The 26,273-nt window shown below is 66.8% G+C and carries 23 protein-coding genes and 1 pseudogene; 20 read left to right on the top strand and 4 right to left on the bottom strand.

Annotated features, from left to right (window positions below; translation table 11 throughout):
* Nucleotides 1-2: 2 nt before the first annotated feature.
* The 4 genes and pseudogenes from LGM89_RS37395 to LGM89_RS25250 all read left to right on the top strand — a co-directional run.
* Nucleotides 3-320: pseudogene (locus LGM89_RS37395) on the top strand (hypothetical protein); the annotation flags it as partial.
* 250 nt (nucleotides 321-570) lie between these two features.
* Nucleotides 571-1,752 carry an MFS transporter gene (locus LGM89_RS25240; protein WP_089498952.1) on the top strand — a complete coding sequence of 394 codons (1,182 nt, stop codon included), beginning with the start codon at nucleotides 571-573 and terminating at the stop codon, nucleotides 1,750-1,752.
* Between the two features lie 72 nt (nucleotides 1,753-1,824).
* Nucleotides 1,825-2,382: an ester cyclase gene (locus LGM89_RS25245; protein ID WP_226274523.1), complete on the top strand. Its 558-nt coding sequence runs from the start codon at nucleotides 1,825-1,827 to the stop codon at nucleotides 2,380-2,382.
* Nucleotides 2,383-2,504: 122 nt separating this feature from the next.
* Nucleotides 2,505-3,428: a LysR family transcriptional regulator gene (locus LGM89_RS25250; RefSeq protein ID WP_089498950.1), complete on the top strand. Its 924-nt coding sequence runs from the start codon at nucleotides 2,505-2,507 to the stop codon at nucleotides 3,426-3,428.
* Between the two features lie 351 nt (nucleotides 3,429-3,779).
* Here the strand turns inward: LGM89_RS25250 and LGM89_RS25255 are convergent, their stop codons facing one another.
* Nucleotides 3,780-4,052 carry a hypothetical protein gene (locus LGM89_RS25255; RefSeq protein WP_089498949.1) on the bottom strand — a complete coding sequence of 91 codons (273 nt, stop codon included), beginning with the start codon at nucleotides 4,050-4,052 and terminating at the stop codon, nucleotides 3,780-3,782.
* A gap of 661 nt (nucleotides 4,053-4,713) precedes the next feature.
* On the opposite strand from LGM89_RS25255, the gene LGM89_RS25260 reads away from it, so the two are divergent.
* The 6 genes from LGM89_RS25260 (at nucleotide 4,714) to LGM89_RS25285 (ending at nucleotide 9,705) form a co-directional block, all read left to right on the top strand.
* The gene (locus LGM89_RS25260; protein ID WP_226274296.1) at nucleotides 4,714-5,094 is read left to right on the top strand and encodes a hypothetical protein; all 381 of its coding nucleotides are present in this window, start codon (nucleotides 4,714-4,716) and stop codon (nucleotides 5,092-5,094) included.
* Nucleotides 5,095-5,123: 29 nt separating this feature from the next.
* Nucleotides 5,124-5,285 carry a plasmid fertility inhibition factor family protein gene (locus tag LGM89_RS25265; RefSeq protein ID WP_226274297.1) on the top strand — a complete coding sequence of 54 codons (162 nt, stop codon included), beginning with the start codon at nucleotides 5,124-5,126 and terminating at the stop codon, nucleotides 5,283-5,285.
* 265 nt (nucleotides 5,286-5,550) lie between these two features.
* On the top strand, nucleotides 5,551-6,900 hold the full coding sequence (locus tag LGM89_RS25270) for a reverse transcriptase family protein (RefSeq protein ID WP_089498948.1): 1,350 nt from the start codon (nucleotides 5,551-5,553) through the stop codon (nucleotides 6,898-6,900).
* 327 nt (nucleotides 6,901-7,227) lie between these two features.
* Nucleotides 7,228-7,557, top strand: a complete 330-nt coding sequence (locus tag LGM89_RS25275; protein ID WP_089498947.1) for an H-NS family nucleoid-associated regulatory protein — start codon at nucleotides 7,228-7,230, stop codon at nucleotides 7,555-7,557.
* A 297-nt stretch (nucleotides 7,558-7,854) separates the two neighbouring features.
* Nucleotides 7,855-9,102, top strand: a complete 1,248-nt coding sequence (locus LGM89_RS25280; RefSeq protein ID WP_226274298.1) for an MFS transporter — start codon at nucleotides 7,855-7,857, stop codon at nucleotides 9,100-9,102.
* A 51-nt stretch (nucleotides 9,103-9,153) separates the two neighbouring features.
* Nucleotides 9,154-9,705 carry a DNA-binding protein gene (locus LGM89_RS25285; RefSeq protein ID WP_226274299.1) on the top strand — a complete coding sequence of 184 codons (552 nt, stop codon included), beginning with the start codon at nucleotides 9,154-9,156 and terminating at the stop codon, nucleotides 9,703-9,705.
* Between the two features lie 148 nt (nucleotides 9,706-9,853).
* Here the strand turns inward: LGM89_RS25285 and LGM89_RS25290 are convergent, their stop codons facing one another.
* Nucleotides 9,854-10,963 (bottom strand): polyamine ABC transporter substrate-binding protein, encoded by a 1,110-nt coding sequence (locus LGM89_RS25290; protein WP_226274300.1) that lies wholly within the window; start codon nucleotides 10,961-10,963, stop codon nucleotides 9,854-9,856.
* Nucleotides 10,964-11,679: 716 nt separating this feature from the next.
* Here LGM89_RS25290 and LGM89_RS25300 point away from each other — a divergent pair.
* From LGM89_RS25300 to LGM89_RS25340, 9 genes are all read left to right on the top strand, one after another.
* Nucleotides 11,680-12,246 (top strand): UTRA domain-containing protein, encoded by a 567-nt coding sequence (locus LGM89_RS25300; protein WP_226274302.1) that lies wholly within the window; start codon nucleotides 11,680-11,682, stop codon nucleotides 12,244-12,246.
* A 223-nt stretch (nucleotides 12,247-12,469) separates the two neighbouring features.
* On the top strand, nucleotides 12,470-13,273 hold the full coding sequence (locus LGM89_RS25305; RefSeq protein WP_319001515.1) for a transporter substrate-binding domain-containing protein: 804 nt from the start codon (nucleotides 12,470-12,472) through the stop codon (nucleotides 13,271-13,273).
* Nucleotides 13,274-13,277: 4 nt separating this feature from the next.
* A complete protein-coding gene (locus LGM89_RS25310; protein ID WP_089498942.1) occupies nucleotides 13,278-14,012 on the top strand; it encodes an ABC transporter permease in 735 nt (244 codons plus the stop codon).
* The gene (locus tag LGM89_RS25315; RefSeq protein ID WP_226274304.1) at nucleotides 14,009-14,776 is read left to right on the top strand and encodes an ABC transporter permease; all 768 of its coding nucleotides are present in this window, start codon (nucleotides 14,009-14,011) and stop codon (nucleotides 14,774-14,776) included. Before LGM89_RS25310 ends, LGM89_RS25315 begins: the two co-directional genes overlap by 4 nt.
* Before the next feature lie 26 nt (nucleotides 14,777-14,802).
* Complete coding sequence (locus LGM89_RS25320) at nucleotides 14,803-16,185, top strand: LLM class flavin-dependent oxidoreductase (RefSeq protein ID WP_089499082.1); 1,383 nt, start codon at nucleotides 14,803-14,805, stop codon at nucleotides 16,183-16,185.
* 101 nt (nucleotides 16,186-16,286) lie between these two features.
* Nucleotides 16,287-17,858 carry a sugar ABC transporter ATP-binding protein gene (locus tag LGM89_RS25325; protein ID WP_226274305.1) on the top strand — a complete coding sequence of 524 codons (1,572 nt, stop codon included), beginning with the start codon at nucleotides 16,287-16,289 and terminating at the stop codon, nucleotides 17,856-17,858.
* Nucleotides 17,855-18,913, top strand: a complete 1,059-nt coding sequence (locus tag LGM89_RS25330) for an ABC transporter permease (RefSeq protein WP_226274306.1) — start codon at nucleotides 17,855-17,857, stop codon at nucleotides 18,911-18,913. The genes LGM89_RS25325 and LGM89_RS25330 overlap by 4 nt, the downstream gene beginning before the upstream one ends.
* A gap of 166 nt (nucleotides 18,914-19,079) precedes the next feature.
* Entirely contained in the window at nucleotides 19,080-20,150 is a 1,071-nt protein-coding gene (locus LGM89_RS25335) for a substrate-binding domain-containing protein (protein WP_089498938.1), read from the top strand.
* Nucleotides 20,151-20,598: 448 nt separating this feature from the next.
* Entirely contained in the window at nucleotides 20,599-21,480 is an 882-nt protein-coding gene (locus LGM89_RS25340; RefSeq protein ID WP_089498937.1) for a hypothetical protein, read from the top strand.
* A gap of 355 nt (nucleotides 21,481-21,835) precedes the next feature.
* On the opposite strand, the gene LGM89_RS25345 is transcribed toward LGM89_RS25340, so the two are convergent.
* The gene (locus tag LGM89_RS25345; RefSeq protein WP_226205165.1) at nucleotides 21,836-22,816 is read right to left on the bottom strand and encodes a helix-turn-helix domain-containing GNAT family N-acetyltransferase; all 981 of its coding nucleotides are present in this window, start codon (nucleotides 22,814-22,816) and stop codon (nucleotides 21,836-21,838) included.
* 273 nt (nucleotides 22,817-23,089) lie between these two features.
* Here LGM89_RS25345 and LGM89_RS25350 point away from each other — a divergent pair, with 273 nt between their 5' ends.
* The gene (locus tag LGM89_RS25350; protein ID WP_089498935.1) at nucleotides 23,090-23,464 is read left to right on the top strand and encodes a sugar ABC transporter ATPase; all 375 of its coding nucleotides are present in this window, start codon (nucleotides 23,090-23,092) and stop codon (nucleotides 23,462-23,464) included.
* 44 nt (nucleotides 23,465-23,508) lie between these two features.
* Here LGM89_RS25350 and LGM89_RS25355 read toward each other — a convergent pair whose 3' ends face one another.
* Nucleotides 23,509-25,944: a PEP-utilizing enzyme gene (locus LGM89_RS25355; RefSeq protein ID WP_226274307.1), complete on the bottom strand. Its 2,436-nt coding sequence runs from the start codon at nucleotides 25,942-25,944 to the stop codon at nucleotides 23,509-23,511.
* Nucleotides 25,945-26,273: the final 329 nt, after the last annotated feature.

Genomic DNA, 26,273 nt, shown 5'->3' on the forward strand with positions numbered 1-26,273 from the left:
CTTCGCTTGTCGCCCGTCGCATCGACGAAGCGGCGCCGATCCTGTGCACGCATCCGGATTCCCTGACGGCCAACCCGACGATTCGTGCGGTTGACGATTTGTGGAAGCATCGCCTCATTGCGTTTCGCATACCAACCACGGGCCGCGACCGGCCACTCGAGTTCGTCGAACACGGGCGAACGGTCGCGTTGCCCATCGAGTCCCGCTTCCGCATCAACCACGGTGAAGCGCTCGCCGAAGCTGCCGCGCTTGGCGCGGGCCTCGAACAAGGTCCCCGCGTTTCTCGCCAAGCCCCACCTGCGCAGCGGCACGCTCGTTGAAGTGTTGCCGACCTGTCGCCCCGCGCCGCTGTTCGTCAATCTCGTGACGCCGGGCTCGCGTGCGCGCGCTGATCGACGCGTTGACCGGCGACGAATGATGGAGTGCTGATCAGGCACGCGCCGCCCCTTGCGTTGATTTTCTTGTCTGGCTTGAAAATCATTTAAGACGGAGGCCAATTATCAATCCACACGGTGGCAAGCAGAATGGCTGCACATCCACTGCGGCTTCGCCGCTTTCCCGGAGACAGCCATGCCACTTCCCATTCTCGCGCTGGCCCTGAGCGCTTTTGCGATCGGCACCACGGAATTCGTCATCATGGGCATCCTGCCCGATGTCGCGCAGTCGCTTTCCGTTTCCATCCCGTCGGCGGGGCTGCTCGTGAGCGGCTATGCGCTGGGCGTCGCCGTGGGTGCGCCGCTGCTCGCCGTCCTCACGAGCCGTATGCCGCGCAAGTGGGCGCTTCTGCTGCTGATGGGAATCTTCATCGTCGGCAATGTTCTGTGCGCGGTCGCGCCGGGCTACACGAGCCTCATGATCGCCCGCGTCGTCACGTCGTTCGCGCATGGCTCCTTCTTCGGCATCGGGTCGGTCGTTGCCGCGTCGCTCGTACCGCAGGACAAGCGCGCGAGTGCCGTCGCATTGATGTTTACCGGCCTTGCGCTCGCCAACGTGCTCGGCGTGCCGCTCGGCACCTTCATCGGCCAGATGCTCGGCTGGCGTGCCGCATTCTGGTCCGTCGCCGGCGCAGGCGTGCTCGCCGCGCTGGCCCTCGTGGCGCTCGTGCCGAACACGCTCGAAGCGCCACCCGCGAGCCTTGCGCACGAAGTAGGCGTGCTCAAGCACCCGCAGGTTTGGCTCGCACTGTTGATGACCGTGCTCGGCTTTGGCGGCATGTTCGTGGTGTTCACCTACATCACCCCCGTGCTCGAGCAGGCGAGCGGATTCGCGCCGAGCGGCGTGACGAAGATTCTCGTGCTGTTCGGCATCGGTCTCGCCATCGGCAATGCGCTCGGCGGCAAGCTTGCTGATCGCGGCGTGATGCGGGCGCTGACGGGCGTGTTCGTCGTGCTGGTCGCGATCATGGTGGTGTTCAGCCGCACCATGCATCACCCCGTGGCATCGGTCCTGACGATCTTCGTCTGGGGCGTCGCGGCATTTGCGACGGTCCCGGGCCTGCAGATGCGCGTGCTGAGCAAGGCCGCGAGCGCACCGAACCTCGCATCGACGCTCAACATCGGCGCGTTCAACGTGGGGAATGCGATGGGGGCGTGGCTCGGCGGCATGGCGCTTTCGCACGGGCAGGCACTCGACACGCTGCCGCTCGTGGCCGCCGCGATGACGCTGATGGCGATTGCGGTGACCGCTTTCGCGTCCCGGCTTGATCGACGCGAGACCGCGCAAGCGAATCGCACCGCCCGCTTTCCAGCCTGAATGACCCAAGTCGCACCACTGCCGGATTCAATCCGTTCATCGAGCATCGCGTACACCCTCAAGGAGCCCGTCATGAAAACCCGCACCGTCCTTTCCGCCGTTTCCCGCATCGCGCTGGCCGCAGCCACCGCTGCTGCCGCGTTGCCTGCCGTCGCCGCGACCGGCGACGATCTCGTGCAGCCGAAAACGCTGATCGTCGACAAGACCCTCTCGAAGCAGCAGGCCGAGCAACAGATTCGCGCGGCACGTCTTTACGACACCTTCTGGAGCACGGGCGACGAGGCCCAGGCCCGCGAGGCGCTGGCGGCCGATTTTACGGACCGCACGTTGCCCGCCGGTCGGCCGCAGGGCATCGCCGGGCCGCTGGCTGCATCGAAAGGCTTCCATCGCGCCGTGCCGGACGTTCACGCCGACGTCGAACAGATGATCGTCGCCGGCGACCGCGTCGTCACCCATCTGCACTTCACCGGTCACTTCACCGGCACCTTCAACGGCGTGCAGGGCAAGGGGCAGGTGGTCGACTTCATCGCCACGGACATCTATCGCATTCGCGACGGCAAGATCACCGACAACTGGCATCTCGAAGACAACCTGACGTTCCTGCAACAGCTCGGCGTGGTCGCCAAGTAAGCGGGCCGGGGGCCGATCCTGCCGATCGGCCTTTTCCTCGTCCGTCCGCATCGCGTTACCATGCCCGGTCCGCGCGGCGCATCGCGCGGCACACCCCAACATTCCTTTCGCGCGACGCGACCATGGACAATCTCGGTGACATTCGCCTTTTCGTCGAAGCAGCAAGCCAGGGCAGTCTTTCGGCGGCCGGCAGAAAGCTCGGACTGTCCCCCGCGGCGGCGAGCGCCCGGCTCGTCAAGCTCGAGGGAGAACTCCGCACGCAGCTGTTCGAGCGTTCGACCCGCAAGCTGCGCCTCACGGATGAAGGCCGTCTGTATCTCGTACATTGCCAGCATGCGCTGCAAACGCTGGAGGATGCGCGTGCGGCGTTGCAGGCCGGACGTGCATCGGTGAGCGGGGCGTTGCGTGTATCGGCTACCTCCGATTTCGGGCGCACCGTGCTGCGTCGCTGGCTCGACGCATTCAACGAACGCCATCCGAACGTCACGCTCTCGCTCGTGCTCTCGGATTCACTGTCACACCTGCTGCAGGACGATATCGATCTCGCGATCCGGTTCGGCGTGCCGGCGGACAGCTCGATGGTCGCCAAGCGCATGGCCGACAATCGCCGCGCGCTTTGCGCGTCGCCCGACTACATCGCCGAGCACGGCATGCCGAGCCATCCCGACGATTTGCGTGAGCATCGATGCATCGTCCTTTCTTCGGCGGCCGGCGTGGCGAACAACTGGCGTTTCACGCGCGACGGGGAGACCGCGTCGTTCACCGCGCCGCTCGACCGTTCCCGTCAGACCAACGATGGTTCGCTTGCCCGCGAATGGGCGGTCGAGGGGCGAGGGGTGGCCATGAAATCGATCTGGGACATCGGCGCCGATCTTCAGGCCGGGCGGCTCAAGCTGCTCCTGCAGGAGTGGCGCTGCCCGGACGTGCCCGTGAACGCGCTGTTTCAACGCACGCTTTATATGGCGCCGCGCGTGCGCACGTTGCTCGACTTCCTCGAGCAGCGGTTCTCCGAAGCTTCCGACGCGCTGGCGCCGTTTCTGCGGTAGTGTCCCGCGATCGCAGGCATTCTGCGTTCGCCGGGGTGGCGCGTGAAGACATTCGATTCGGCCCACGTTCGCGACATCGCGCTCGCCGATTGAGCACGATGGCCGTCGCGATGCGGGTCGGCGCTGTCCTTGCGGGCGCCGGAGGTGGTCGGGGTGAAAAATACCGGGCAACGTTTGGCTCGTCGCGGCAAGCGCGGCTGCTCCATGGATTCCGGAACGGGGGTGGGGCGGCCCGCGGGTGTGGTGTCATGACGCGCAGCGCCGACACCACGGCCCGCGATGGCACCGGATTCGGAACGTCAATCCAGCCCCGTGCTCCACGTATTGATAATCGTCGAGCGTTAAGGTCGATTAACGAATGGCAAAGCGGGTTGCCGGCGAGCCATTCGCACAATTGTTTCCGTAGATAAACAGATTCCTGTTTTCTGAATAGGCCTGGTAAATAATTGAATAAACTTCCTTTGCGCTGAACGAGTAGATGCCGTCGTTGATGGTCACCAGCAGGTTGCCGGTGGCGTCGGTTTCGATCTTGTCGATCTTGCCGGCCTTGCAAAGCGCCTGGGCGGACGCGCACGTGGAGGCGAGCATCAGTGCTGAAAACAGCACGGTTGCAATCTTCTTCATGACTTTCCTTTGGTATTGAATGAATTAATGCGATCTGACGACGTCGGTCACGTCCGGGAAGACAGGTATGCCTTTCCGGATTGCTGATTCACAAATGCCTGGAAATCAACGGTGGCCTGACAAGGTGGAAACTTTGCGACAAAGCACGAATGAAGCGATTCGTGCTGCGCCTCCGTATCTCGTTGATCTTTGAATCACGGTGTTGCGGCGCACAACACAGACTATTTATTTGATTTTGAGGGCGCCAATCGTATTAATTTATCGTTGATCGAATTCGATAATTTTTTGTTTGAATTTGATTTTATTGAATTCTGCGGTCTGTTGTTATTGTTTTTGATTGTTTCGATATTCAGATAATCGGCGACGAATATTGATTCTCTGGTTGATGGCGTGGCAGGTGAAGCGCATGGGCGTTCATGAGGGTTCGAGCATTCGAGCGTGGGGTTCGTCCGGTGCTTGAACTGCGCAGCGCAGGTCCGTCGATACTGCAGTCGGCGCCGGCCGAGTTGAGTCTTGCCGACCCGGAAAGACGCTACACTGCGCCAGTTCCCGAACACACCGGGGGCGTCAGGACGCCGGGCCCACGGATTGCGAACACGTGACGATGTAATCGCCCGCCCCCTGACGCATTCGAACAAATCACGAGAGAAAGAGAGGGCCCATGCTGACACGTCTTCGTATCGGACTCGATCGCGCACGCGACCTGCGCGAAGCGGGACGACCGTCTCCCATCCAGCCGCGGCCGCTGCCGAGCGAGCTGGTCGACCTGAGCGCGCAGCGCGCGACGTGGCGCGTCGTCGTTCCCGGCCAGGCCGACTGCTACATGGCGGCAACGCCCGCCGAAACGGAGCGCTTCGTCGTGCATCTCGACGCTCAAAGGTTCTACGGCCTGTGGCTCGGCACGAGCCCGGCGTTTCCGCAGCTGAATTCGCAGGACTGCGTGCCGCGCCGCGTCATGTCGCTCGACAGCAAATACGCGTCGGCCGCCGCCGCGTTCCGGGCCGGCCGCGTCGAACCGGTGGCGCTGCCGCCGGTCGGCTAAGGCTCGAGGGAAGCGGGTACGAAGTCGCGATGAGCAACGGCATGACGCGCACCTTCTGGCTGCTCGCCAACCGCGTGCGGTCGTTTCCGGTCAGCGTCGACAACGCGACCTGGGCCACGATGCTGAACAACATGGCCGGCGTCGGCGTCGCGCCGATCGCGTACCGCGCACTGTTTTCCCGGCACGCGTAGGTTGCGCGTCGCGATCCGGCGCGCCGCCGCGGCGCCGGATCGCCACCCGGTTTGACACGCCGCGTTCGCGGCCATTAAAGTCGCATCGCGGGCCGGTGGGTCAAGCACACGCCCGGAACAGGCAGCCGATGTTCCAGGACTACGGGGCTACCCCGTGGATGAGATTGACACCCCGATGCGTCGCAAGGGGCCGGGTTGCGCGTGGCGTAACGCCTCCCCTCGCAGCACCAGTCACGTTGGCTCATCGTCCCGCCCATCTTTCTCCATGCATTCATCCCTGCGCGATACCACCCGCACGATTGCCGAGGCGATGCTCGCCGGGACGCCCGAGCGCGGTGGCGTCATCGCGCGTATGGCTGCCGTGCTAGGCGGCGCGCAGCCGTGGGCGCACGAATGCGCGGACGTCGCGCTCGCCCGCTTCGGCGCGAACTGGGACGACGTCGACATCGACGTGCTTGCGGCGGTTCTGGCCGATGCGGCCGCGTTCGTGCGCGCCTGGTATCGCGAGGATCGGCCGGCCGTGATCCGCGTCATACGGCGTCCCCCCGTCCAGCAACCCTTGCCGGCGCCGCTCGCCGGCTGCGACGTGCCGCAATGGGCGACGCCCGGCGATCTGGCCGGCTGGCTCGGCGTGAGCGCGCCGGCGCTCGACTGGCTGTCCGACCACTGGCGCGTCGACGCGCGCAGCAGCGCCACGCCGTTGCATCACTACACGTACGTGGCGCACGACAAGCGCAGCGGCGGCAGCCGCCTCGTCGAAATCCCGAAAGGCCGGCTGCGCGAAGCACAGCGCCGCATCCTGCACGGGCTGCTCGATCGCATCGCGCCGCATGGTGCGGTACACGGCTTTCGCAAGGGGCACGGGATCGTGTCGTTCGCGGCGCCCCATGCGGATCGCGACGTCGTCGTCCGGTTCGATCTCGCGGATTTCTTCGTATCGATACGCGCCGCCCGCGTGCACGCGCTGTTCGTCACGCTCGGGTACCCGGTCGAAGTCGCGCGCATGCTCACCGGGCTGTGCACCAACCGCGTGCCGTCCGCACGGCTGCTCGCGCCGGACCTGCGCGACCGGTTCGACTGGATCGGCCGCCAGCGTTATCGAGAGCGGCATCTGCCGCAGGGCGCGCCCACGTCGCCGGCGCTGGCGAACCTGAGCGCGTTCCGGTTCGACATGCGGCTCGCCGCGCTCGCGCGTTCGCTCGGTGCAACCTACACGCGCTATGCCGACGATCTCGCCTTCTCCGGCGGCGGCACGCTGGCGCGCGAGGTCGAACGGCTGCAGATCCGGGTCGCCGCGATCGCGCTCGAGGAAGGCTTTGCGCTGCAACTGCGCAAGACGCGCGTGATGCGGCGCGGTACGCGGCAGCAACTGGCCGGCGTGGTCGTCAATCGTCATCCGAACCTGGCGCGCGATGCGTTCGATCTCCTGAAGGCCATCCTGACCAACTGCATCCGCAGCGGCCCGGCGTCGCAGAATCGCGATGCGCATCCGGACTTTCGCGCGCATCTCGCCGGGCGTGTCGCGCATGCGGCCGCGCTGAACGCGGCGCGCGGCGCGAAGCTGCGCGCGCTGTTCGACCGGATCCAGTGGGACGCCCGCGACGTCGGCCAGTAATCCGACGTATCCGCATCGACGCCGGCCGACGACTTCTGCAACACGACGCCGAGCACTGCTATCATTCGCGCCATGCCGCGCCAGTGCCATGGTGCGACGCTTACTTGCCGCAGCCGTTCGCCGTGCCTTCGACCATGGCGGGCTGCGCGTTGCCGGCCCGGTCCTGTCTGCCATTGATTGACGCGCGGCGTCGTTTAGTGCGTATCGCGCAAGCCATGCTGGCACCGGCAAACGATTCAGACATTTGACAGCCCCCATCGGCGGAACTTCATGGTAGGTTCCGCCATCGGAGCTTTTTGCGAAAACATGCCCAAAGAGGATGAATACATGACCCAGGCCCTGCAGGAACTCGAAGCACAACTTCGGGACCTGAACATCAAGCTGTCGGATGCGAAGCAGAAGGAGAAGCAGGCCGCGCTCGCGGCATTCAAGGAACAGGTCGAGCTTTTGGGAATTTCGCAGCAGGAAGTGCTGAGCGCGCTCGGTTACATCGTTCAGCGAAAACGCAAGGCGCCTGCCAAGTACTACGATCCGTCGACCGGCCGCTCGTGGTCGGGCCGCGGCCCGCGCCCGAAATGGCTCGAAGGCAAGGATCTCGATACGCTCGCCGTCGACCGCGAGGCCAAGACCTGGTGGCCCGGCGACGATCAAGGCTGATGCCGGCCGGGCCGCGAGGCCGCCCGGCGCCGTCCGGTTCGCGCCAGCGGGCCGGCCGGTAACACGCCGCCTTCATGCTGTCTTTCATCCGGTGTCCGGCCTGACCGCGACATCACCGGCTTCGCCGCCGACACCGGATCGCCGTTTTTCCCTCCCGTTCATTCCCCGCCAATTCCCGCTCGCCGTCCTGCAAGCGGGCGCCGCCGCACGCGCGATCCATTTTCACCGGGGGGCTGCCGGCCCGTCGCTCACGGGCACAGGCTTTAAAATGTCGCCGGACAATCGTGGCAGGACACCATGGCAGCAAACATAGAATCTTCGACGCTCGGCGGCCCGCCGGCCCCGCGCGTGGGGCAGGTCGGCGCGTACGCGTGGAAAGCGCTGGCCGGATCGGCGATCGGCTATGCGATGGACGGCTTCGACCTGCTGATCCTCGGCTTCATGCTGCCGGCGATCACGGCGGCGCTGCATCTGACGCCCGGGCAGGGCGGCGCGCTGGTCACGTGGACGCTGATCGGCGCCGTCGCGGGCGGTATCCTGTTCGGTGCATTGAGCGACCGGTACGGGCGGGTGCGCGTGCTGACCTGGACGATCCTGCTGTTCGCGATCTTCACCGGGCTGTGCGCGTTCGCCCAGGGCTTCGAGGATCTGCTCGTGTACCGCACCATCGCGGGCATCGGGCTCGGCGGCGAGTTCGGGATCGGCATGGCGCTCGCGGCGGAAGCGTGGCCGGCGAGCAAACGCGCACGCGTGTCGTGCTACGTCGCGCTCGGCTGGCAGGCCGGCGTATTGCTGGCGGCCCTGCTGACGCCATTCCTGCTGCAGCACATCGGCTGGCGCGGGATGTTCGTGGTCGGCGTGCTGCCCGCGCTGCTCGCGTGGGCGATGCGCAACAGGCTGCACGAGCCTGAAGCGTTCGTGCAACGCGCAGCGCAGCCGAAGGCCAACGCGTTCCGCCTGCTCGTCGCGGACGGCCGCACCGCGCGCACGAGCGTCGGCATCGTGATCCTGTGCTCGGTCCAGAACTTCGGCTACTACGGGATCATGATCTGGCTGCCGACCTTCCTGTCGAAACAGATGGGCTTCTCGCTGACGAAGTCGGGGCTGTGGACCGCGGCGACGGTCGTCGGGATGATGATCGGCGTCTGGGTGTTCGGGCAACTGGCCGACCGCATCGGGCGCAAGCCGACGTTCCTGCTGTACCAGCTCGGCGCGGTCGTGACGGTCCTCGCGTATGCGCGGCTGTCGGATCCGACCGCGATGCTGTGGGCCGGGGCGCTGATGGGCATGTTCGTCAACGGGATGGTCGGCGGCTACGGGACGCTGATGTCGGAAGGCTATCCGACGGCCGCACGCGCCACCGCGCAGAACGTGCTGTGGAACATCGGCCGCGCGGTCGGCGGCTTCGGCCCGGTCGCGGTCGGCGCGCTGGCCGCGCACTACTCGTTCCAGACGGCCATCGCGCTGCTCGCCGGCCTGTACGTGCTCGACATGGTCGCGACGCTGTTCCTGATTCCCGAGCTCAAGGGCGTCGAGCTCGAATGAGCGCGACCATCGCGCACCACCCAACGACCAACGACTTCACTGAAAATTTCGATGCAACAGAAGAACAAGACGATCGGCGTGATGGGCTCGGGCAAGGAGCCGTGGCTCGCGTTTTCGGAGCCGCTCGGCGCCTGGCTCGCGCAGGCCGGTTTCAACCTGCTGACGGGCGGCGGGCAGGGCGTGATGCTGGCGGTCGCGCGCGCGTTCGCCGGCGTGCCGGGGCGGGCCGGCCGGTCGATCGGCATCCTGCCGACGCAAGCCGATCCGCTCGGGGGCTTCGTGCCGCTCGACGGCTATCCGCATCCGTTCGTCGACATCCCGATCCTCACGCCGCTGCCGCGCCGCGAGCCGGGCGCCGCCCCGGATACGATCAACCGCAACTACGTGAACGTGCTGAGCAGCGACCTGATCGTCGCGCTGCCGGGCGGGCCCGGCACGGCCGAGGAGATCGCGCTCGCGCGGCGCTGGCGCAAGCCGCTCATCTGCTTCGGGCCGGACGGTGCGTTTCGCGAGCTCGCGGCGGGGGCCACGTGCACGTCGTCGTTCGACGACGTGATCCGCTTCGTGGAACACGCGTTTTCGGCGGAGCCGGCGTTGCGATAATTCGCGCGGCCGGTTCGACTACTGTCGTTGCGATGCGCGCGTGGCAGGGCGGGCCCGCTGGCACGCGATGTCCCCGGTTTCGAGGCGACGGCGTGGCGCCGGCGCGCGCAAGCCGCCGGCGGCACGATGCGTTACCGCGGCGCGCGGTTCAGCGCCCCGTCTTCAACTGCGCCCACAGCCGGTTCTGCAGCCGGCGAATCTCCGGCGGCATCGGCTTGAGCAGCGTCATCTTGCTCAGCACCTCGTCGGGCGGATAGACCGACGTATCGCGCGCGATCGCGGGCTTCACGTACTGGCGCGCGGCCTTGTTCGCGGTCGGATAGAACACCGCGTTGGTGATGCCGGCGTTGACCTTCGGATCCTGCACGTAGTTGATCCACTTCAATGCGGCGTCGCGGTTCGGCGCGTCCTTCGGGATCACCATCATGTCGAACCACAGCAGCCCGCCTTCCTTCGGGTTCGCGAAGCCGATCTCGTACGGGCGCTTCGCTTCGGCGGCACGACGGTGCGCGATGCCGACGTCGCCCGAATAGCCGAACGCCACGCACAGGTCGTTGTTCGCGAGATCGTTGATGTAGCCCGACGAGTTGAACTGCGTGATGTACGGGCGCACCTTCTTCAGCACCTCGTACGCGGCGCGGTAGTCGGCCGGGTTCGTGCTGTTCGGATCCCTGCCCATGTACTGCAGCGTGGCCGCGAACACGTCGACGGCCTGGTCGAGGAACGACACGCCGCAACTCTTCAGCTTCGCCATGTTGGCCGGATCGAACACCAGCGCCCAGCTGTCGACCGGCGCCTTGTCGCCGAGCGCCTTCTTCACGGCCTGCACGTTGTAGCCGATGCCGTCGGTGCCGTACGCCCACGGCACGCCGTACCGGTTGCCCGGATCGGCATCGGCAACCATCTTCATCAGCAGCGGATCGAGGTTCGCGAGGTTCGGCAGCTTCGACTTGTCGAGCGGCTGGTAGACGCTCGCCTGGATCTGCTTGGCCATGTAGTTCGAGGTCGGCACGACGACGTCGTAGCCGGAATTCCCCGACATCAGCTTTGCCTGCAGCGTGTCGTCGCTGTCGTAGTTGTCGTAGCGGACGTGCAGGCCCGTCTGCTTCTGGAAGGTCGGGATCGTGTCCGGCGCGATGTAGTCGGACCAGTTGTAGATGTTCAGTTCGCCGGCCGCGTGGGCGGTCGTGCCGGCAGCCGCGGCGGCCGACAGGATGGCGGCGGTTGCAAGGGCGCGGCGAAGCGTGCGGATTCGCATGACGGAGTCTTCCATTTCGGTGCGCGTAGCGAGCCGCAAGGCGCGGGTCGTGGCGCGATGGTTCATCGGATGAAGCGGGCGTGCGCGACCGTCGCTCGCGGCGAGCGAGCGTGGTGCACGGCGATCAGGAGTCCGTTCGATCAGGAGCCGGCTTGCAAGGAAACGCAGTGCGAGCCGATCCCGTCACCGGTCGGGTGACACGGCGAATGGGTCGAACGGAGTCAGGGAAAGTGGCGGGGCGCTAAGGCAGTAGCGATGCCACGTCGTCGGTATGGATCGCGACGTACGCACGCGCGGCGACGGCGTTGTGGCGGCGAACGGAGCGGCGGGACAGGATGGTGTAGATCGACAGCGGCAGGCGAGGGCTTGGGCCGCAGCCACTGTCGTCGGAGGACGCGATCGTAGCGCGCAGGTTTCGCGCATCGCCTCGTCTCCACCGCACCAGCGGGCCACGGAATCTCACGATTACTCTCGACCGGGTTGTTGAAAGTATTGAACACCTGACGATTCGCCGGTGGCTGCCGTTTCAGGTTTCGGTCAGCGCATGTGCCGCGCGGCGGCATCGGTTTCGTGACGCGAATTGAAAGCTTGGCGGACACCTGAATCGCCGCAACATGACGCTTCCATGAATCATCAGGTAAATCGCTGTAAGGATGTCTCCGGATTTTCCCTAGGCGTTCGAAGGCCGATGAACGCGTTCGGGTGTGATGGCGAGGGTGGGTGACCGGCTCGAAGTGATGAGAATATTCGACGGTTTTCTGCCGCGATCGTCACCGGGCGAGCGTCGGAAAGGCCGTCGAAAGCCCCCGGTGACAAGGTGGGTCAGGTCGGGCGCGCATGCGTCGGCCTGTCGCCCGTCGGCGAAAGCCGTTTCGCACAAGACGGGCCTTCGACACGCGTTCTCGACCGACGTGACGCGCTGCATCTATCTCGAACGCCTGCACTGGGTCGACGACGAGCCCATCGCGCTCGCGCAGATCTGCCTGCTGCCCGATGCCGGAATCGTCACCTTCGAGCAGGCGCGGCAAATGTCGACCTACGAGGTACTCGAGGGCGTGCTGGGCTGGCGCATCACGGATGCGGACATGTCGGTCACGGCCATTGGTTCTCCGATGGAAGTCGCAGCGCACCTCCGGATTGCCTTGCACGCGCCATTGCTCGTATTGCGGCGTACGTCGCGCCTGTCGGATGGCCGCACGTGCGAATCCACGGTATTCCATATCCGCCCCGAGCGTTTCGATCTCGTGGTGCGAAGCGGTGTGGAAGCGAAGTTCGTCGGTTGAGGGGCCGTCGACCCGGCGTTCTCCGGAATCAAGAGACGCCGGAATTCGAGGCCGACGGTTTGAGTAGTCCTGGCCTCAGGCACGTAGGGCAGCGGCATATCTTCCGATCAGATATCCATCGAAAAAATAACCATTTGGTACACGCATCGGCAGGCACTAAAGTCACGCATCCCGATGCCGGTGCGACACCGGCGATGTCGACGTTATCCGAGAAGTCTGCCAAATGAATCGCTTGATGCCCTCAACGGTCCGCCGCGCCGCGGCCGCGCTGTTCGTAATCGGTCTTTTGCCGGCCGCCCACGCGGCGCAACCGACGCTGCGCGTCGGCATCGACGCCGAGTCGTACCCGCCGTTCTTCTCGAAGGATGCCACCGGCAAGTGGAAGGGCTGGGAGGTCGACCTGCTCGACGCGGCATGCAGCAAGCTCAATGTACGTTGCGAACTCACCGACATCGCATGGGACGGGCTGATCCCCGCGCTGCAGAACCGCAAGATCGACGTGATCTGGTCGTCGATGACGATCACCGGCGAACGGCAGAAGGCGATCGACTTCAGTCGTGCTTACTATGAGTCGCCGACGGTTTTCGTCGGCGCGAAAAGCGATCGGCGCCGCGTCGATTGCGCGGTGCCGGCCACCTTCAAGGATCGCGTGATCGGCGTGGAGGCGGGCACGAACTTCTCGGCGTTCCTCGATGCACGTTTCAAGCGCGACGCCCAGATCAAGGCGTTCGACAAATTCGACAACGCGCTCGCGGATCTGGTCTCGGGCCGGGTCGATTACGTGCAGGAAGCGAAGGGCTTGTTTACGGCCTTCCTGTCGTCGCGTGACGGCAAGGATTTCGAGGTCAAGGCCACCTGCGCGGACAATCCCGTGCTCGGTCTCGGCATCGGCGCGGGCGTGCGTCAAGGCGATGCATGGCGCGGCCGGTTGTCGACCGTGATCGCGCAACTGCAGCAGGACGGCACGTGGGATACGATCACCGCTCGCTATCCGAACCTGAAGGGTACGATCGAGAAGGGGCGCTGAGCCGATGACCGCGGACGATTCGCTGCTGGCATTGCTTGCGTTCGGCGACGGCGGTTACGGGCGCATCTTCGCCGGCGCGTTCGCACTGACGCTCGGCGTCGCGTCTGCGTCGTTCTGCGCCGGGACGCTGCTCGGCATCGCGGGCGCGCTCGGCAAGCTGTCGCGGCACGCCCCGCTCGCGTGGCTGGCACGGCTCTACACGACACTCGTGCGCGCGCTGCCCGAACTGTTGTGCCTGCTGCTCGCGTTCTATGCGGTCGCACCAGCGCTCGAGTCCGCGTTGCACGGCAGCGGCCTGGTGCCCGACGGCTTCGCGTTCGATCCGTTCATCGTGGCCGCGTTGTCGCTCGGTTTCATCCAGGGCGCCTATCTGACCGACATCTTCCGCGCGGCGCTCGTCAACGTGCCGGTCGGGCAGATCGAGGCCGCGCACGCGTACGGAATGAGCCCGTGGCAAACGTTGACCCGCATCCGGCTTCCGGTTGCGGCGCGGCTCGCGCTGCCGGGCGTCGGCAACGTGTGGCTGAACGCGACCAAGGATGCGTCGTTCATCAGCGTGCTCGGGTCTTTCACGGATCTGCTGAAGGCGAGCCAGCTCGCCGCCGGTGCGACGCGGCATTACGTTTTCTTTTACCTGGTCACGGCCGCGCTGTTCCTGTTGTTGAGCGTCGCGTCGACGGGCCTTTTCGCGATGCTCGAACGTTACGTGAATCGTGGTACGAGGCGCGCCTGCGCATGAGTTTTTCGCTGACGTTCCTGCTCGACACGGTGATGCCGAAGCTGCTCGCCGCGGTGCCGACGACCCTGGCGTTGCTGCTGTTGTCGGGTATCGCCAGCGTGGCGATCGGCATTCCGCTCGCGCTGGCGGCGGGTTCGCGTCACGCACCCTGCCGCTGGCCCGCGCGCGGCTGGATCATGCTGGTTCGCGGTACACCGCTGCTGGTGCAGCTTTATCTGCTGTATTACGGCTTCGGCCAGATCGTCCCGCGCGAATGGATGCGCGACAGCTGGGCGTCGCCGCTGTTGCGCGACGCGTTCTGGTATGCGGTCGTCGCGTTGAGCGTGAACGAGGGCGCCTATGTCGCGACGATCCTGCGCGGCGCGATTGCCGGGGTGCCGGCCGGCGAAATCGAGGCCGGCTTGGCATACGGAATGACGCGGGCGGGTGTACTGCGCCGGATCGTCGGTCCGCGTGCGTGGCGACTCGCGCTGCCGGCGCTCACCGGCGAAGCGATCCTGCTGCTGAAGTCGACCGTCCTCGCGTCGACCGTCACCGTGTTCGACGTGATGGGGACGGCCAATACGCTTCGTTTCGAAACCTTGCGCGTTTATGAGTCGCTGGCCGGCGCGGCGATCGTCTATGTCGTGTTGGTCGCGCTGCTGACGATTCCGGCCGCCCGTCTCGAGACACACCTCAACCGCTACCTGACGCGCGAGCCCGACGATCGCCCGCCCGCACGGCGCCGCCGCGCATCGTCCGGCGCGTGGGCGGCACCCAACTGATGCCTGCTTTTGCACTGAACACGACGATGTCCGATCCTCGCCCCTTGCTGTTTTCCCTTTACGAACAGGCCAGCGTCGGCTGCGGCGGTGCGCCGAGCCTGTGGACCCATCCCGCCGACGAACGGCTGCGCGCGAACACGCTCGCGTTCTGGTCGAACCTCGCGCGTACGGCCGAACAGGCCGATCTCGACATGCTGTTCTTCGCGGACGTGCTCGGCCTGTATGACGTCCATGGCGGGTCGGCCGACGCGGCGGTCCAGTGGGCGGTCGAGGCGCCCGCGAACGATCCGATGATGCTGATTCCGGCGCTCGTCGCGCAGACCGAGCGGCTCGCGTTCGGGGTGACCGCGAGCACGACGTATGAACATCCATTCGCGCTCGCGCGGCGCTTCAGCACGCTCGACCACCTGAGCAACGGCCGGATCGGCTGGAACATCGTGACCTCCTATCTGACGAGCGCGGCGCGCAACTTCGGGCTCGACCGGATGATCGGCCACGACGAACGCTACGCACGTGCGGAGGAGTTTCTCGACGTGGCCTACAAGCTGTGGGAAGGGAGCTGGGCGGACGACGCGGTCGTCGCCGACAAGCGCGAGCCGCGCTACGCGCGCGGCGACCGTGTGCGGCCGATCGCGCACGAAGGCGCGCATTATCGCGTGCGTGGCCCGCACGTCTGTGCGCCGTCGCCGCAGCGCTCGCCGGTGCTGATCCAGGCCGGCTGGTCCGGGCGCGGGCGTGAGTTCGCGGCGAAGCACGCTGAGGTGGTGTTCGTCGCGAAGTCGAATCCGCACGAGATTCGCACCGGCCTCGATGAAATCCGGCGGCTGGCGGTCGGAAACGGCCGGGCAGCGGAGGATGTGAAGGCGCTCACGGTGCTGCGGATCGTGACGGCGCGTTCGTCGGCCGACGCGAAGGAGAAGTACCACGCGCTGCAGCAGCACTATCACCTGCAGGCTCAACTCGTCAGCTATGCGGGCGATACCGGCATCGACATCGATCGCTATGCGGACGACGAGCCGTTGACGACGCAAACGGAAGGGCTCACGTCCTACGTGGTGCGGCCGGACGGCAGCGGCAAGCCGCTCACCGCCGGCGACGTGCGGCGCAAGTTCGCGAATGTCACGCGCGGCACCGACCTGATCCTCGTCGGCTCGCCCGACGAAGTCGCCGACCAGCTCGCCGAGCATGCGCGGCAATCGACGACGAGCGGCTACATGCTCAATCCGCTCATCAGCCCGGGTACGCTCGACGATTTCGCCGAACTGATCGTGCCGGAACTGAAAAAGCGCGGTCTTTACCGAGCGACGCCGGCGAGCGGCACCTTCCGTTCACGGCTGAGCGGAAGGGACCGCCTGCCCGACACCGCCTATGGCGCTTCGTTCCGGTTTCCGGTGCCGGAAGCGGGCTGACGAGCCGATCAATACCGGACGACCCTCAGTGGAGTTGCGTGACATGACCCACGACGACCTGTTTCTCCTGCAACCGCATCGCGCCGTCCGGAATCTTCGGTATGAATAGCGCGACGAACGAGACGATGGACGTGACGCGCGACGATCGGCCCCATCGATCGACGTTACCGCCTGTCCTGAGCGCCACGGGCGTCGCGAAGCGCTTCGAGGCGACCGTCGCGCTGGCGGCGCTCGACCTGTCGATCGGCGCCGGCGAAGTCGTCGCGTTGATGGGCGCGAACGGCGCGGGCAAGTCGACCTTCGTCAAGATCCTGAGCGGCGCGCTGCAAGCGGACGGCGGCACGCTGACGCTGCGCGGCGAACCCTATCGGCCGGCGTCGCCGCACGCGGCCAAGCGACTCGGCGTCGCGACCGTGCACCAGTCGGTGGCCGACGCCGTCGTGCCGACGCTGTCGATTGCCGACAACCTGCTGCTCGACCGGCTGTGCGACCCGGCCTCGCCGTGGCGCGCGCCGCCGGCCGCACGGCGCGCGGCGGCGCGATCGCTCGCCGCGCGGGTCGGGCTCGACGTCGACCTGGCCGCACCGCTCGCCTCGCTGTCGCTGGCCGACCAGCAGCGCGTGACTTTGGCGCGTGCGCTGGCCGGGCAGCCATCGTTGCTGATTCTCGACGAGCCGACCGCCAGCCTGTCGGCGGCGGAGGCCGAGCGGCTGTTCGTGCTGGTGGACGCGTTGCGCCGCGACGGCGTCGCCATCCTGCTGGTGTCGCATCGGCTCGGCGATTTGCGCCGCATCGCCGATCGCGCGGCGATCGTCCGCGACGGGCGGATCGTCGCCGACCTGGCCGCGCCGATCGATTTCGACGCCGCGGTGGAAACGATGATCGGCCGGCCGTTGCCGCGTACGCGTGCACCGGCGCCGGAGCGTGCCGGGCTGGCCGGAGCCGGGGTAGGCTCAGGCCCAGGCCCAGGCTTCAGCGTGCGGCAGATGCGGCTGACGCCGACCAGTACTCCGTTCGATCTCGATGTGCAGCGCGGCGAGATCGTCGCGATCGCGGGCCCCGTCGGCGGCGGCAAATCGCGCTTCGCGCGGACGATCTTCGGCGCGGTGCGGGCGGCGGCCGGCGAGATGACGCTCGACGGGCGGCCGTGGCGGCCACGTTCGCCGGCCGACGCGATTCGCGCCGGCGTATTCCTGGCCGGCGAGGACCGCTGGCGTACGTCGTTGTTTCCCGACAGCGTTCCGTTCGCGTCGATCGCGGGCACGATCGGCTTTCCGTTCCTGTCGCGCTGGTTCGCGAGCGGCGCGGTGCGCCGGGCGCGCGAACGCACGGCGGCCGCGACGGCGATCGCGCGGTTCGGCATTCGCTGCGACGGGCCCGACGATCGCGTCGCGCACCTGTCCGGCGGCAACCAGCAGAAGGTCGTGCTCGCGCGCTGGCACGCCGAGCCGGCGCGGCTGTTGCTGCTCGACGAGCCGTTCCAGGGCATCGATGCGGGCGCGCGCGCCGATATCGTCGATACGCTGCGGCGTCATGCGCATGAGCGCACGACGATCGTGTTCGTCAGCGATCTCGAGGAAGCGGCCGAGATCGCCGATCGTATCGTGCGGTTCGATCGCGCGACGCTCGATTGCCCGCCTCCCCCTTCTTCCATCGTGCGTGCCTGCTCATGAAACCCGTGACTTCTTCCGCTGTCCGCCATGCCGCATCCGTCGAACGGTCGTCGCGCCCCGGGCCGGCGCGCATCCGCGATGTGCTTGAACGGACGGGCATCCTGCTCGTGCTGGGCGTCCTCGTGGTCGTGTTCGCGCTCAGGGAGCCGGCTTTCCTGAACGTCGACAATCTGTTCAGCATCCTGCAGGCGGTGTCGATCGTCGCGTTGCTCGGCATCGGCGTGACGGTCACGCTCGCGGCCGGCGGCTTCGACCTGTCGGTCGGCAGCGTGGCCGCCACCGCGCAGATGGCCGCGAGCTACGTGCTGGTCGTCTGGCACGGCAGCGCATGGGCGGCTGTGCTCGCCTGCATCGTGCTTGGCGTGGCCGCCGGCTTGTTCAACGGCTTGCTGATCACGCGGCTGCGCGTACCCGACCAGCTCGCGACGCTCGGCACGCTGTTCCTGCTGGCCGGCCTGCAGTTGATCCCGACCGGCGGCCGTTCGCTCGCGACCGGCTCCGTGCTGCCCGACGGCACGGACGCGACGGGCGTGTTCCCCGACGCCTTTCTCGCGCTCGGCCGGTTGCGCGTGTTCGACGTCGTACCGCTGCCGGTCCTGCTGCTCGCGGCGGTGACGGTGCTGGCCTGCATCACGATGGAAGCGACGCGCTGGGGCCGCGTGATCTATGCGATCGGCGGCAACGAAACGGCCGCGCGGCTGGCCGGCGCGCCGGCCGCGCGCTACCGCGTCGCCGCGTATGTCGTGTCGGGCGCGATCGCGTCGCTGGGCGGCGTGCTGATCGCCGCGCGGGTCGGCCGCGGCGACGTGAGCGCGGGCCACTCGCTGCTGCTCGATGCGGTGGCGGCGGCGCTGATCGGTTACGCGGTGTGGGGCGCGAAGCGGCCCAACGTATTCGGCACGGTCGTCGGGGCGGTGTTCGTCGGCGTGCTGCTCAACGGGCTCACGATGCTGAACGCACCCTACTACATGCAGGATTTCATCAAGGGCGTCCTGCTCGTGCTGGCCCTTGCATTTACGTTCGGCATCGGTCGCCGTACCGATGCCCGGGCGTGACGCGTGAGGTCGCCGAGACCAGGATCGGGCTCCCACGGTTCGGAGAATCTTCACGCAGGACGGTTTGTTATCCAAAATAATATCCATTGCTGAATCGGTCGGTTTGAATTCGCGTGGTGCGCTGATAGATTGAGCCGATATCGTCCTATGTGGAGACAGACACGCCATGCGCTCGTTGCTTCGCCGAAAGTCGCGTATCGAACTGAAACTCGGTGCACTCGTGCTGGGCACCGCGCTCGTGTTCGGTGTGCCCACGGCCCACGCCGGTCCGCTCAAGGGGGCGCCTGCGCCGTTCGACAAGGGCGGCGTGAAGATCGCGCTCGTCAACTACCTGTCGACCGGCGATTTCTTCCAGGCCTACGAAGCCGGCGCGCAGAAGCAGGCACGGGCGCTCGGCGTCGACCTGCGCATCTACGAAGGCCGGCAGGACGCAGCCGAGCAGCGTGAGCAGATTCAGCAGGCGATCAGCATCGGCGTGTCCGCGATCATCGTCAATCACGGTTTGCCGGAATCGCTGAAGGACGTCGTTCAGCGCGCGCTGGACAAAGGCATCAAGGTTGTCGCGTTCGACGTCGATCTCGCCAATCCGAAGGTGCCGCAGATCGAGCAGAACGATCGCGACCTGGCGAACCTGCTGCTGGATCAGGCCGTGAAGGACAACGGCGACGCGTTCGCGGCCGGGTACGTGTACGTGGCCGGATTCGCGCCGCTCGACCGGCGCGATGCCGCGTGGCGCGATTTCAAGCATGCGCACCCGAAGGTGCAGGAAAAGGCGCGCTGGGGCACCGTCGACAATCCGATCGCGCAATCGGTCGCGAACCAGGCGGCGGCCGTGTATCGCGCGAATCCCGACATTCGCGTCGTGTTCGCGCCGTACGACGAGTTCGCGCGCGGCGCAAAGCTCGCGGCGGACGAGGCCCGGCTCTCGTCGAAAATCCGCATCTACAGCGCGGACGTGTCGACGGCCGACATCGAGGCCATCCGCGCGCCGAACAGCGCGTGGGTCGCGACGGCCGCGACCAATCCGGCGGTCGTCGGCGCGGTGTCGGTGCGGGCCGCCGCGCTGCTGGTCGCAGGGCAGGACCCGGGCGCGCGCATCGCAGTGAAGCCGACGCTGATCACGCGTGACGATCTCGTGAAGAACGACATTCATACCGTGGCCGAACTCGCCGCGAAGTTTCCGGCGTTCCGCGCGAGCGGCGCGGCGACCGCCGCATGGATTCCGGCGGTCGACTGAGCGCCTCGGCGCGTAGCGCGCGACGATCACATTCTCGAGACGCGGACACTGAAGATGGCCGCGCACGCGCCCGGTCGCGGCGGCGTGCGCGAGATTCGGATACCTGGTGAGGTCGAGTGCCAACTTTCTGCGACATCTGCGGACGATGGCGGAACTGCTGTGCCTGTCGTGGCTGGCAACGGACGAACGGACATTTTTGTATATCCAGATGATGACGGGAAAATCGCGCAAGCAGGGCTGCTTGTGCCGGCCATGACGTACGCGAAGTGATGGGACTATTCGACGGTTTGCCGCCCGGATCGCCGCGAACGATCATCGGAAAGCCAGTCGAAAGACCGGGGTGACAAGGTTTGTAAAGTCGGACAGAATGCGTCGGCCTGTCGTGCGTTGGTGAAAGTCGTTCCGAAAAAGACAACCATCCGATCATCCCGACTGGGGGGCCCGCGTTATGTCCCATCCCGTGTTTCTCGAGAGCCCGCCGTGGCCGCGCATGCCTGAAGGGCGCCAAGGCGAATTGAATGCCTATTTCGCGGCGGGCGGCCCGTCGCTCGAAGCGAACGCGGTCATTCCGCTGTTCTGGCGCGTGCTGTTCGGGCCCGACGACGTGCGCTTCGCGTATCGCATCGACGATTTCGACCCGGAAGACCAGGCTGACGAGCTCGACGAATATCTGGAAGGTGCGACGCCCGAGGAGCGCGACGCGCGCTATCCGTATCTGGTCACGACGAAGGCGAGCGCGCTGGCGCGCGCAGCCGCGCGCCGGGGCAACCTCGTCGATCTGCTCGGCGCGCGCTACCGTTCGATCTACGATGCATTCGTCGACTACGTCGCCACCGCGTTCGGTGAATTCGTGCTGATTCGCACGAGCGGATTGCCGGACGTGAGTGATACCACGGACGCATTTGCAACCGAACTTGCGCAGGTCGCGTTGCTGGAGCGGCAGAAGGATCCCGATGCCGGCCTGGCCCGCGAGATCCAGGAACTGCGTCGCGCGCCGGATGCCGACGCCGTCTGGCGAGTGACGGGATCTGGCGACGCGCATGCCGATACGCACCCGTGGCCGAGCCGTGCGCTGGTCGAAGCGTTTCCCGCTTGCGCGCCGCGCGCGCGGCGGGCGGCACCGATCCCGCGCGATCCGTCCGGCAAGCCACGCTATCGATCGAGAAACCGGCTGGACAATGTGCTCGAATGGGGCGCGGCCTGCCTCTTTGCCGCCGCATTCATCGGGACGTGGGTCACGACCAAGTCGATCTGGCTCGCGATCGGGGTGACCGCCGTCGTTACCGCGATACTCGTCTGGGGCATCGTGCGCGTGCAGCGCATCAAGTGATGCGCCGGCCGCGTGCCGTGTGGTCGCTCGCGTGCAGTTATCCTGCACGTTCGTCTTTTACATCGAGAGTGAGGCGTTCATCCGGTTGCGACGACGTGGTCTGCCGCAAATCCCGATGTAATCCCGGCAGGTCGTCCTGATTGCAGCCGATCGGCTCGTACGATTTTAATGAGCAAATTTTCATTTTTTAGCGTATGCGTCGCCCTGGCCTTGGCCGTCGCGTGGTCGATCGTGTTTCTGACAAGCATGCTCAGGAAGAAAGCAGTCGCCTGGGGTGACGTCAAGACGTGGATCAGGAACGTCTTCGATTCGCTCGTCGGGATGGGGTAGCGCGACGCAGCCGTCCCGTCGCCCCTCAATCGCCCGATGGCCCCGGCCGGCTGAAGCGCTGCTCGACCACCTCGGTTCCCCAATGCGTGCCCGCGGATTCGTCGGTCAGCGTGAAGCCGAACGACTCGTACAGATGGCGCGCCGAGTCCAGCCCCTTGAACGTCCACAGGTAAGTTTCGCGAAACCGCTGCGCGTCGACGAAGCGCATGGCTTCCGTCATGAGCCGGCGGCCGATGCCCGACCCGCGCAGCGCGTCGTTCACGATGAACCAGCGCAGATGCGCGATGCCGGTTGCCGGATCGCCGTCGATCGCGAGCGACGCGAGTGTCCGCCCGTCTTCCTGGCATAGCCAAAGCGCCTTGCCGTCGGCCGGTAGCGCACCGGCGAACTCGGCCAGCTCGGTCGCCACGCGTTTTTCGAAAAAGGCACCGAAGCCCCAGTGTTCCGAATAAAAGCGGGCGTGAAGGCTCGTTATATCGCCGATGCAGCCCGGTTGGTAACCTTCTCGGATCGCTGGCGCATCGAGCGCGGCGGCGGGCGCTTTCGCGGCGTTGTCCTGTGCGAGCGCATCGGCATACAGCGCGAGCGAGCGCAGCAGCGCCTGCTGGTCGGCGGGCACCATGCGGCGCAACGCATTCGATACCTGGTCCGTCGCGAACGTGTCGATTCTCTTCTGGAGCTTTTTCCCTTCGGCGGTCAGGTACAGCTCGATCGCGCGCGCATCGTCGCTCGACACGCGCCGCTCGACGACCCCGGCCGCCTCGAGCCGCGCGAGTTGCCGGCTCGTGTTCGATTTGTCCAGCCGCAGGATGTTGCCGAGATCGCGGGCGTTGATGCCGGGCGCCATCCCGATCTCGAGGATCGCGTGGACGGCCGACGGCGCCCAGTCGCTGTCGGCCAGCGTCGCGCGCATGAAGCCGAGCTCGCGAACCAGTTTGCGGGAGAAGTCGCGCAGCTCGAGGATCGTGGCTTCGCGAGGCTTGGCGGGCGCGTCGATGAGGTCCATGGGTGGCCTGGAAAGGTTGCGGATCGCAATGAATAATAGTTGCGGGTCGCAACTTGATCAAGGCGGATTTTCATGGGGACGGGTCGCACTGCGGGAGGTGTTTCCGGGGGGGGGGGGCGGTGTCGGAGCGAACCGGGGCGGCGACGAGTGGTACTGACGCGGATGGCGGCGTGCCGCGAACCGGACGCATACTGGGTGCATCCGGCCTGCCTGCCATGCGCGCATGGGCGTCGGCTGGCCATCGATCCGCGGCGGCGGACAACGGAGCGCACCATGAACCCTCTGAAGCCGATGACGATTGCATTGCTTGCCGGATGCGGCATCAGCGCGGGCGTGGCCCACGCGGCCGGCAGCATGGATGCGCCGCCGTGCAGCGCGGCGCATGCGGCGGACCCGGGCGGTGTCGCCGCGATGCCGGGCACGTCGGTACGCAGCTTTTCGACCGCCGGCTGCTCGGGCGCCGTGCTGCAGGGCGAGCGGGCCACCGCGACGGTCAACGGCGACCGGGTCGAGCTGCGGGACGGCACCGTCTATGTGAACGGCCGTTCGTACGGCGCCGTCACGCCCGCGCAGACGGTCGAATACGAAGCCGCGCACGACCGGCGCACGCTGAAGGTCGACGGAGTCGTCCGCACGCCGGTGCGCTGACCCGCACGCAGGTCAGGCTCGGGCGTACGGCAACCGCATCCTGTTTATTCGACCAGCGTCAGCCGGCCGTCGCTGAGCCGCACCTCGCGCCCGATCCACGCCGCATCGACGCGCGGCAGCACGGCCGACGGCTTGCGCAGTTCGCGCAGCAGTGTCGCGCCGTGCGACAGCCGGCCCCCCATGCGCGCGATCACGGCGCGCGCGGCCTGGTACTGCGCGTGCCGGCCCGGATCGAGCGTGTCTTCCAGCAGGATGTCGTGGCCGAGCACGCCTTGCGTGTGACCCGGATAGATCATGAAGCCGGCCGCCTCGTCGGTGCCTTCGCCGCCGTCCTGCCAGAAGCTGCCGTTGCGTTCGCGGCGCTCGGGATGCGGCGCGAACCACGTGCCGCGATCGGCGGCCGGCATCGCATGATGCAGCCGGAAGAACACGCGCATCAGATTGTCGCGATACCACTCGCGCACCTGCAGATACCAGCCGCGCATGCCGGGCGCGCCGAGCGTGTGGAGCACGCGAACCGGCAGCGGCCAGTCGGGAAACGCCTGCAGCGGGAGGTCGGTAGGCATGGGCCGCGTGGTGCCCGGATCGGTTTCCCACGGCAGGCGATGCGGGCTGTCGTCGAGCTGGCCGTATGCGGTCGGCGGACGGCCCCACAGTGCGCCGCCGCTGCTGGCCAGCGATGACGCGATGCACAGGTTGCCCTGCACGACGAACACGTAGAAGCGAGTGAACCAGTCGGCGAGTTGCTGGCCGTCGGCGTGCTGCTCGACGAGCGTCGCGAGTTCCTGGTCGAAGCGCTGCAAGCCGCGTTCGAGCGTCGGCAGATGTCCGCGCGCGACGCGCAGCATGCGCCAGAACACCGGCAGCGAACCCAGCAGCCGCAGCGGGCGCCAGCGCAGCGGCGGCGTCGCGCCGCCGATCTCGCCGCTGTAGTTGCCGGCCGACACGCCCCAGTCGGCGAGGCGGGCGAGGAACAGGTCGTTGTTGATGTACGACGCGCCGCCATAGAGCGCGGTGAATGGTTCGTTGTCCTGCAGTACGCGTGCGTCCCAGCGCGCCATGATCGCCGGGATGCTGCCGGCCGCGCGTCGTTGCGCGTACTCGACCAGCCGGCTCGGCTGCGGTGGCAGGATCTCGGCGATGTTCGCGGCGGTCAGGTGGCGATGCCAGCCGTAGCTGCTGATCGGACGGTATTGCAGCAGCCACAGCTGCCGGCCGTCCCACGCCCATTCGACGTCGCCCGGCACGTAGTGGAACGCGCGCAGCACGCGTTGCAGGAAGGTCCACAGCTGCGGCGCGCTCAGGCCGTGTGCGGTGGGGAACGTACCGCGCTGCCAGGGCTCGCCGAGCCGCGACAGGATCGCGCGTTGCGGGCTGGCCTGCCCGTCGGCGAGCGTTTCGAGGTGGCCTTCCACCCATTCGACTTCGACCGCCAGATGCCGCACGAACGCGATGCCCGACAGCACGGGCGTGATGAAGCGCTGCACGACCGCTTCCTCGAGGCCGCCATCGAGCAACTCGGCCACGCGCGCGGCCGCCTGCGCGGCCGGTACGCGCAGGAACGTCGTATGCAGGCCGGCGTTGGCCGCATCGGCCTGGTCTTCACCGTGGCTCGACGAGCGGACCGCCCACTCGGCATCGGGCTGGCTCGCGAGAAAGCCGGGCAGGCGCGGATCGTCGGCGCGGGTCAGCGACAGCGCGGGCGGCACGGGCAGGCCAGCCATCGTGGCCAGCGCCAGGCGCCCGCCCTTGGTATGCGCGACGAAGCCGGCATCGCCCGCTTCGAGCCAGTGCACGAATGCCGCCGGCGCGTCGATCCACGGATAGTGTCCCCAGCTGGCCTGCAGCGTGACGGTGAGGTCGGCGCGCGCGAGGATCGCCGACCATGCGGCGGCCTGGCGCACGCCGAGCACGTTGTCCTGGTCGCCCCACACGAGTTCGATGCGATCGGCGACCCACTCGAGCAGCGGCAGCGCGGTATCGGCACGCACGAGATCCCAGTGCGGCAGGAACGCACGGCAGCGCGCATAGCCGGCGCCCATGCGGCGGTACTGTGCGCGTGTCCACGTCAGGTTCGAGAACTTGCGGGCGAACAGCGTCGGGTAGTGCGCGAGCAACCAGTGGATGGTCTTGCGCAGCGGCTTCGGCGCCATCAGTTTCGGCAGGCGCCGTTCCCACAGAAATGCGCCAACGGGCGCGAGCAGCACGCTGCGGCTGAAGTGGCCGGGGCGTCGCTGCAACGCGTGCAGCACCAGCAGCGCGTTCACGCCGACAGCCATGATCGCGTGGCCCGGCTCGGTCATGTCGAGCAGCGCTTGCGCATAGGCGGCGAGATCCTCGCAGGGCGGCGCGGGGTTGTCGCCGAAGCCCGGCAGTTCCAGCGGCACAGGCTGGTAATGCCGGAAGTGGGGCAGCGCATCGTCCCACCAGTCGGCCGCGCTGCCGTTACCGGCGAGGAGGTACAGGATCGGTTTGCTCATGGAGGCTTCGTCGGCGGGCGATCGTCGCAAGGGCGCGCGGTCGGGGCGGCGCCGTTTACGGATGCCACGGGTCGTGTCCGTGTTGTCTTGTTCGCGTTGCGCCGGTGCGAGTGGAATGGAAGGGCGGCCCGCTCGGCTTGATGTTCGATTATTGCGGGCATTCTACGCGAGTCGAATTCATGCAATTCGCGATGTATTCGGCGCTCGGATTTTTCTATACGCGCTCGATAGGCGTGACCGGATGTCGATTGGGCGAAATGATTTGAAGTCGGTGAATGATCCGGTTCGAATCGCGCACGTCACGCAACCGGAGAAAGTAGAATCAGGCC

This window comes from Burkholderia sp. AU31624 (assembly GCF_020420065.1).
In the GTDB taxonomy this organism is placed as follows: domain Bacteria; phylum Pseudomonadota; class Gammaproteobacteria; order Burkholderiales; family Burkholderiaceae; genus Burkholderia.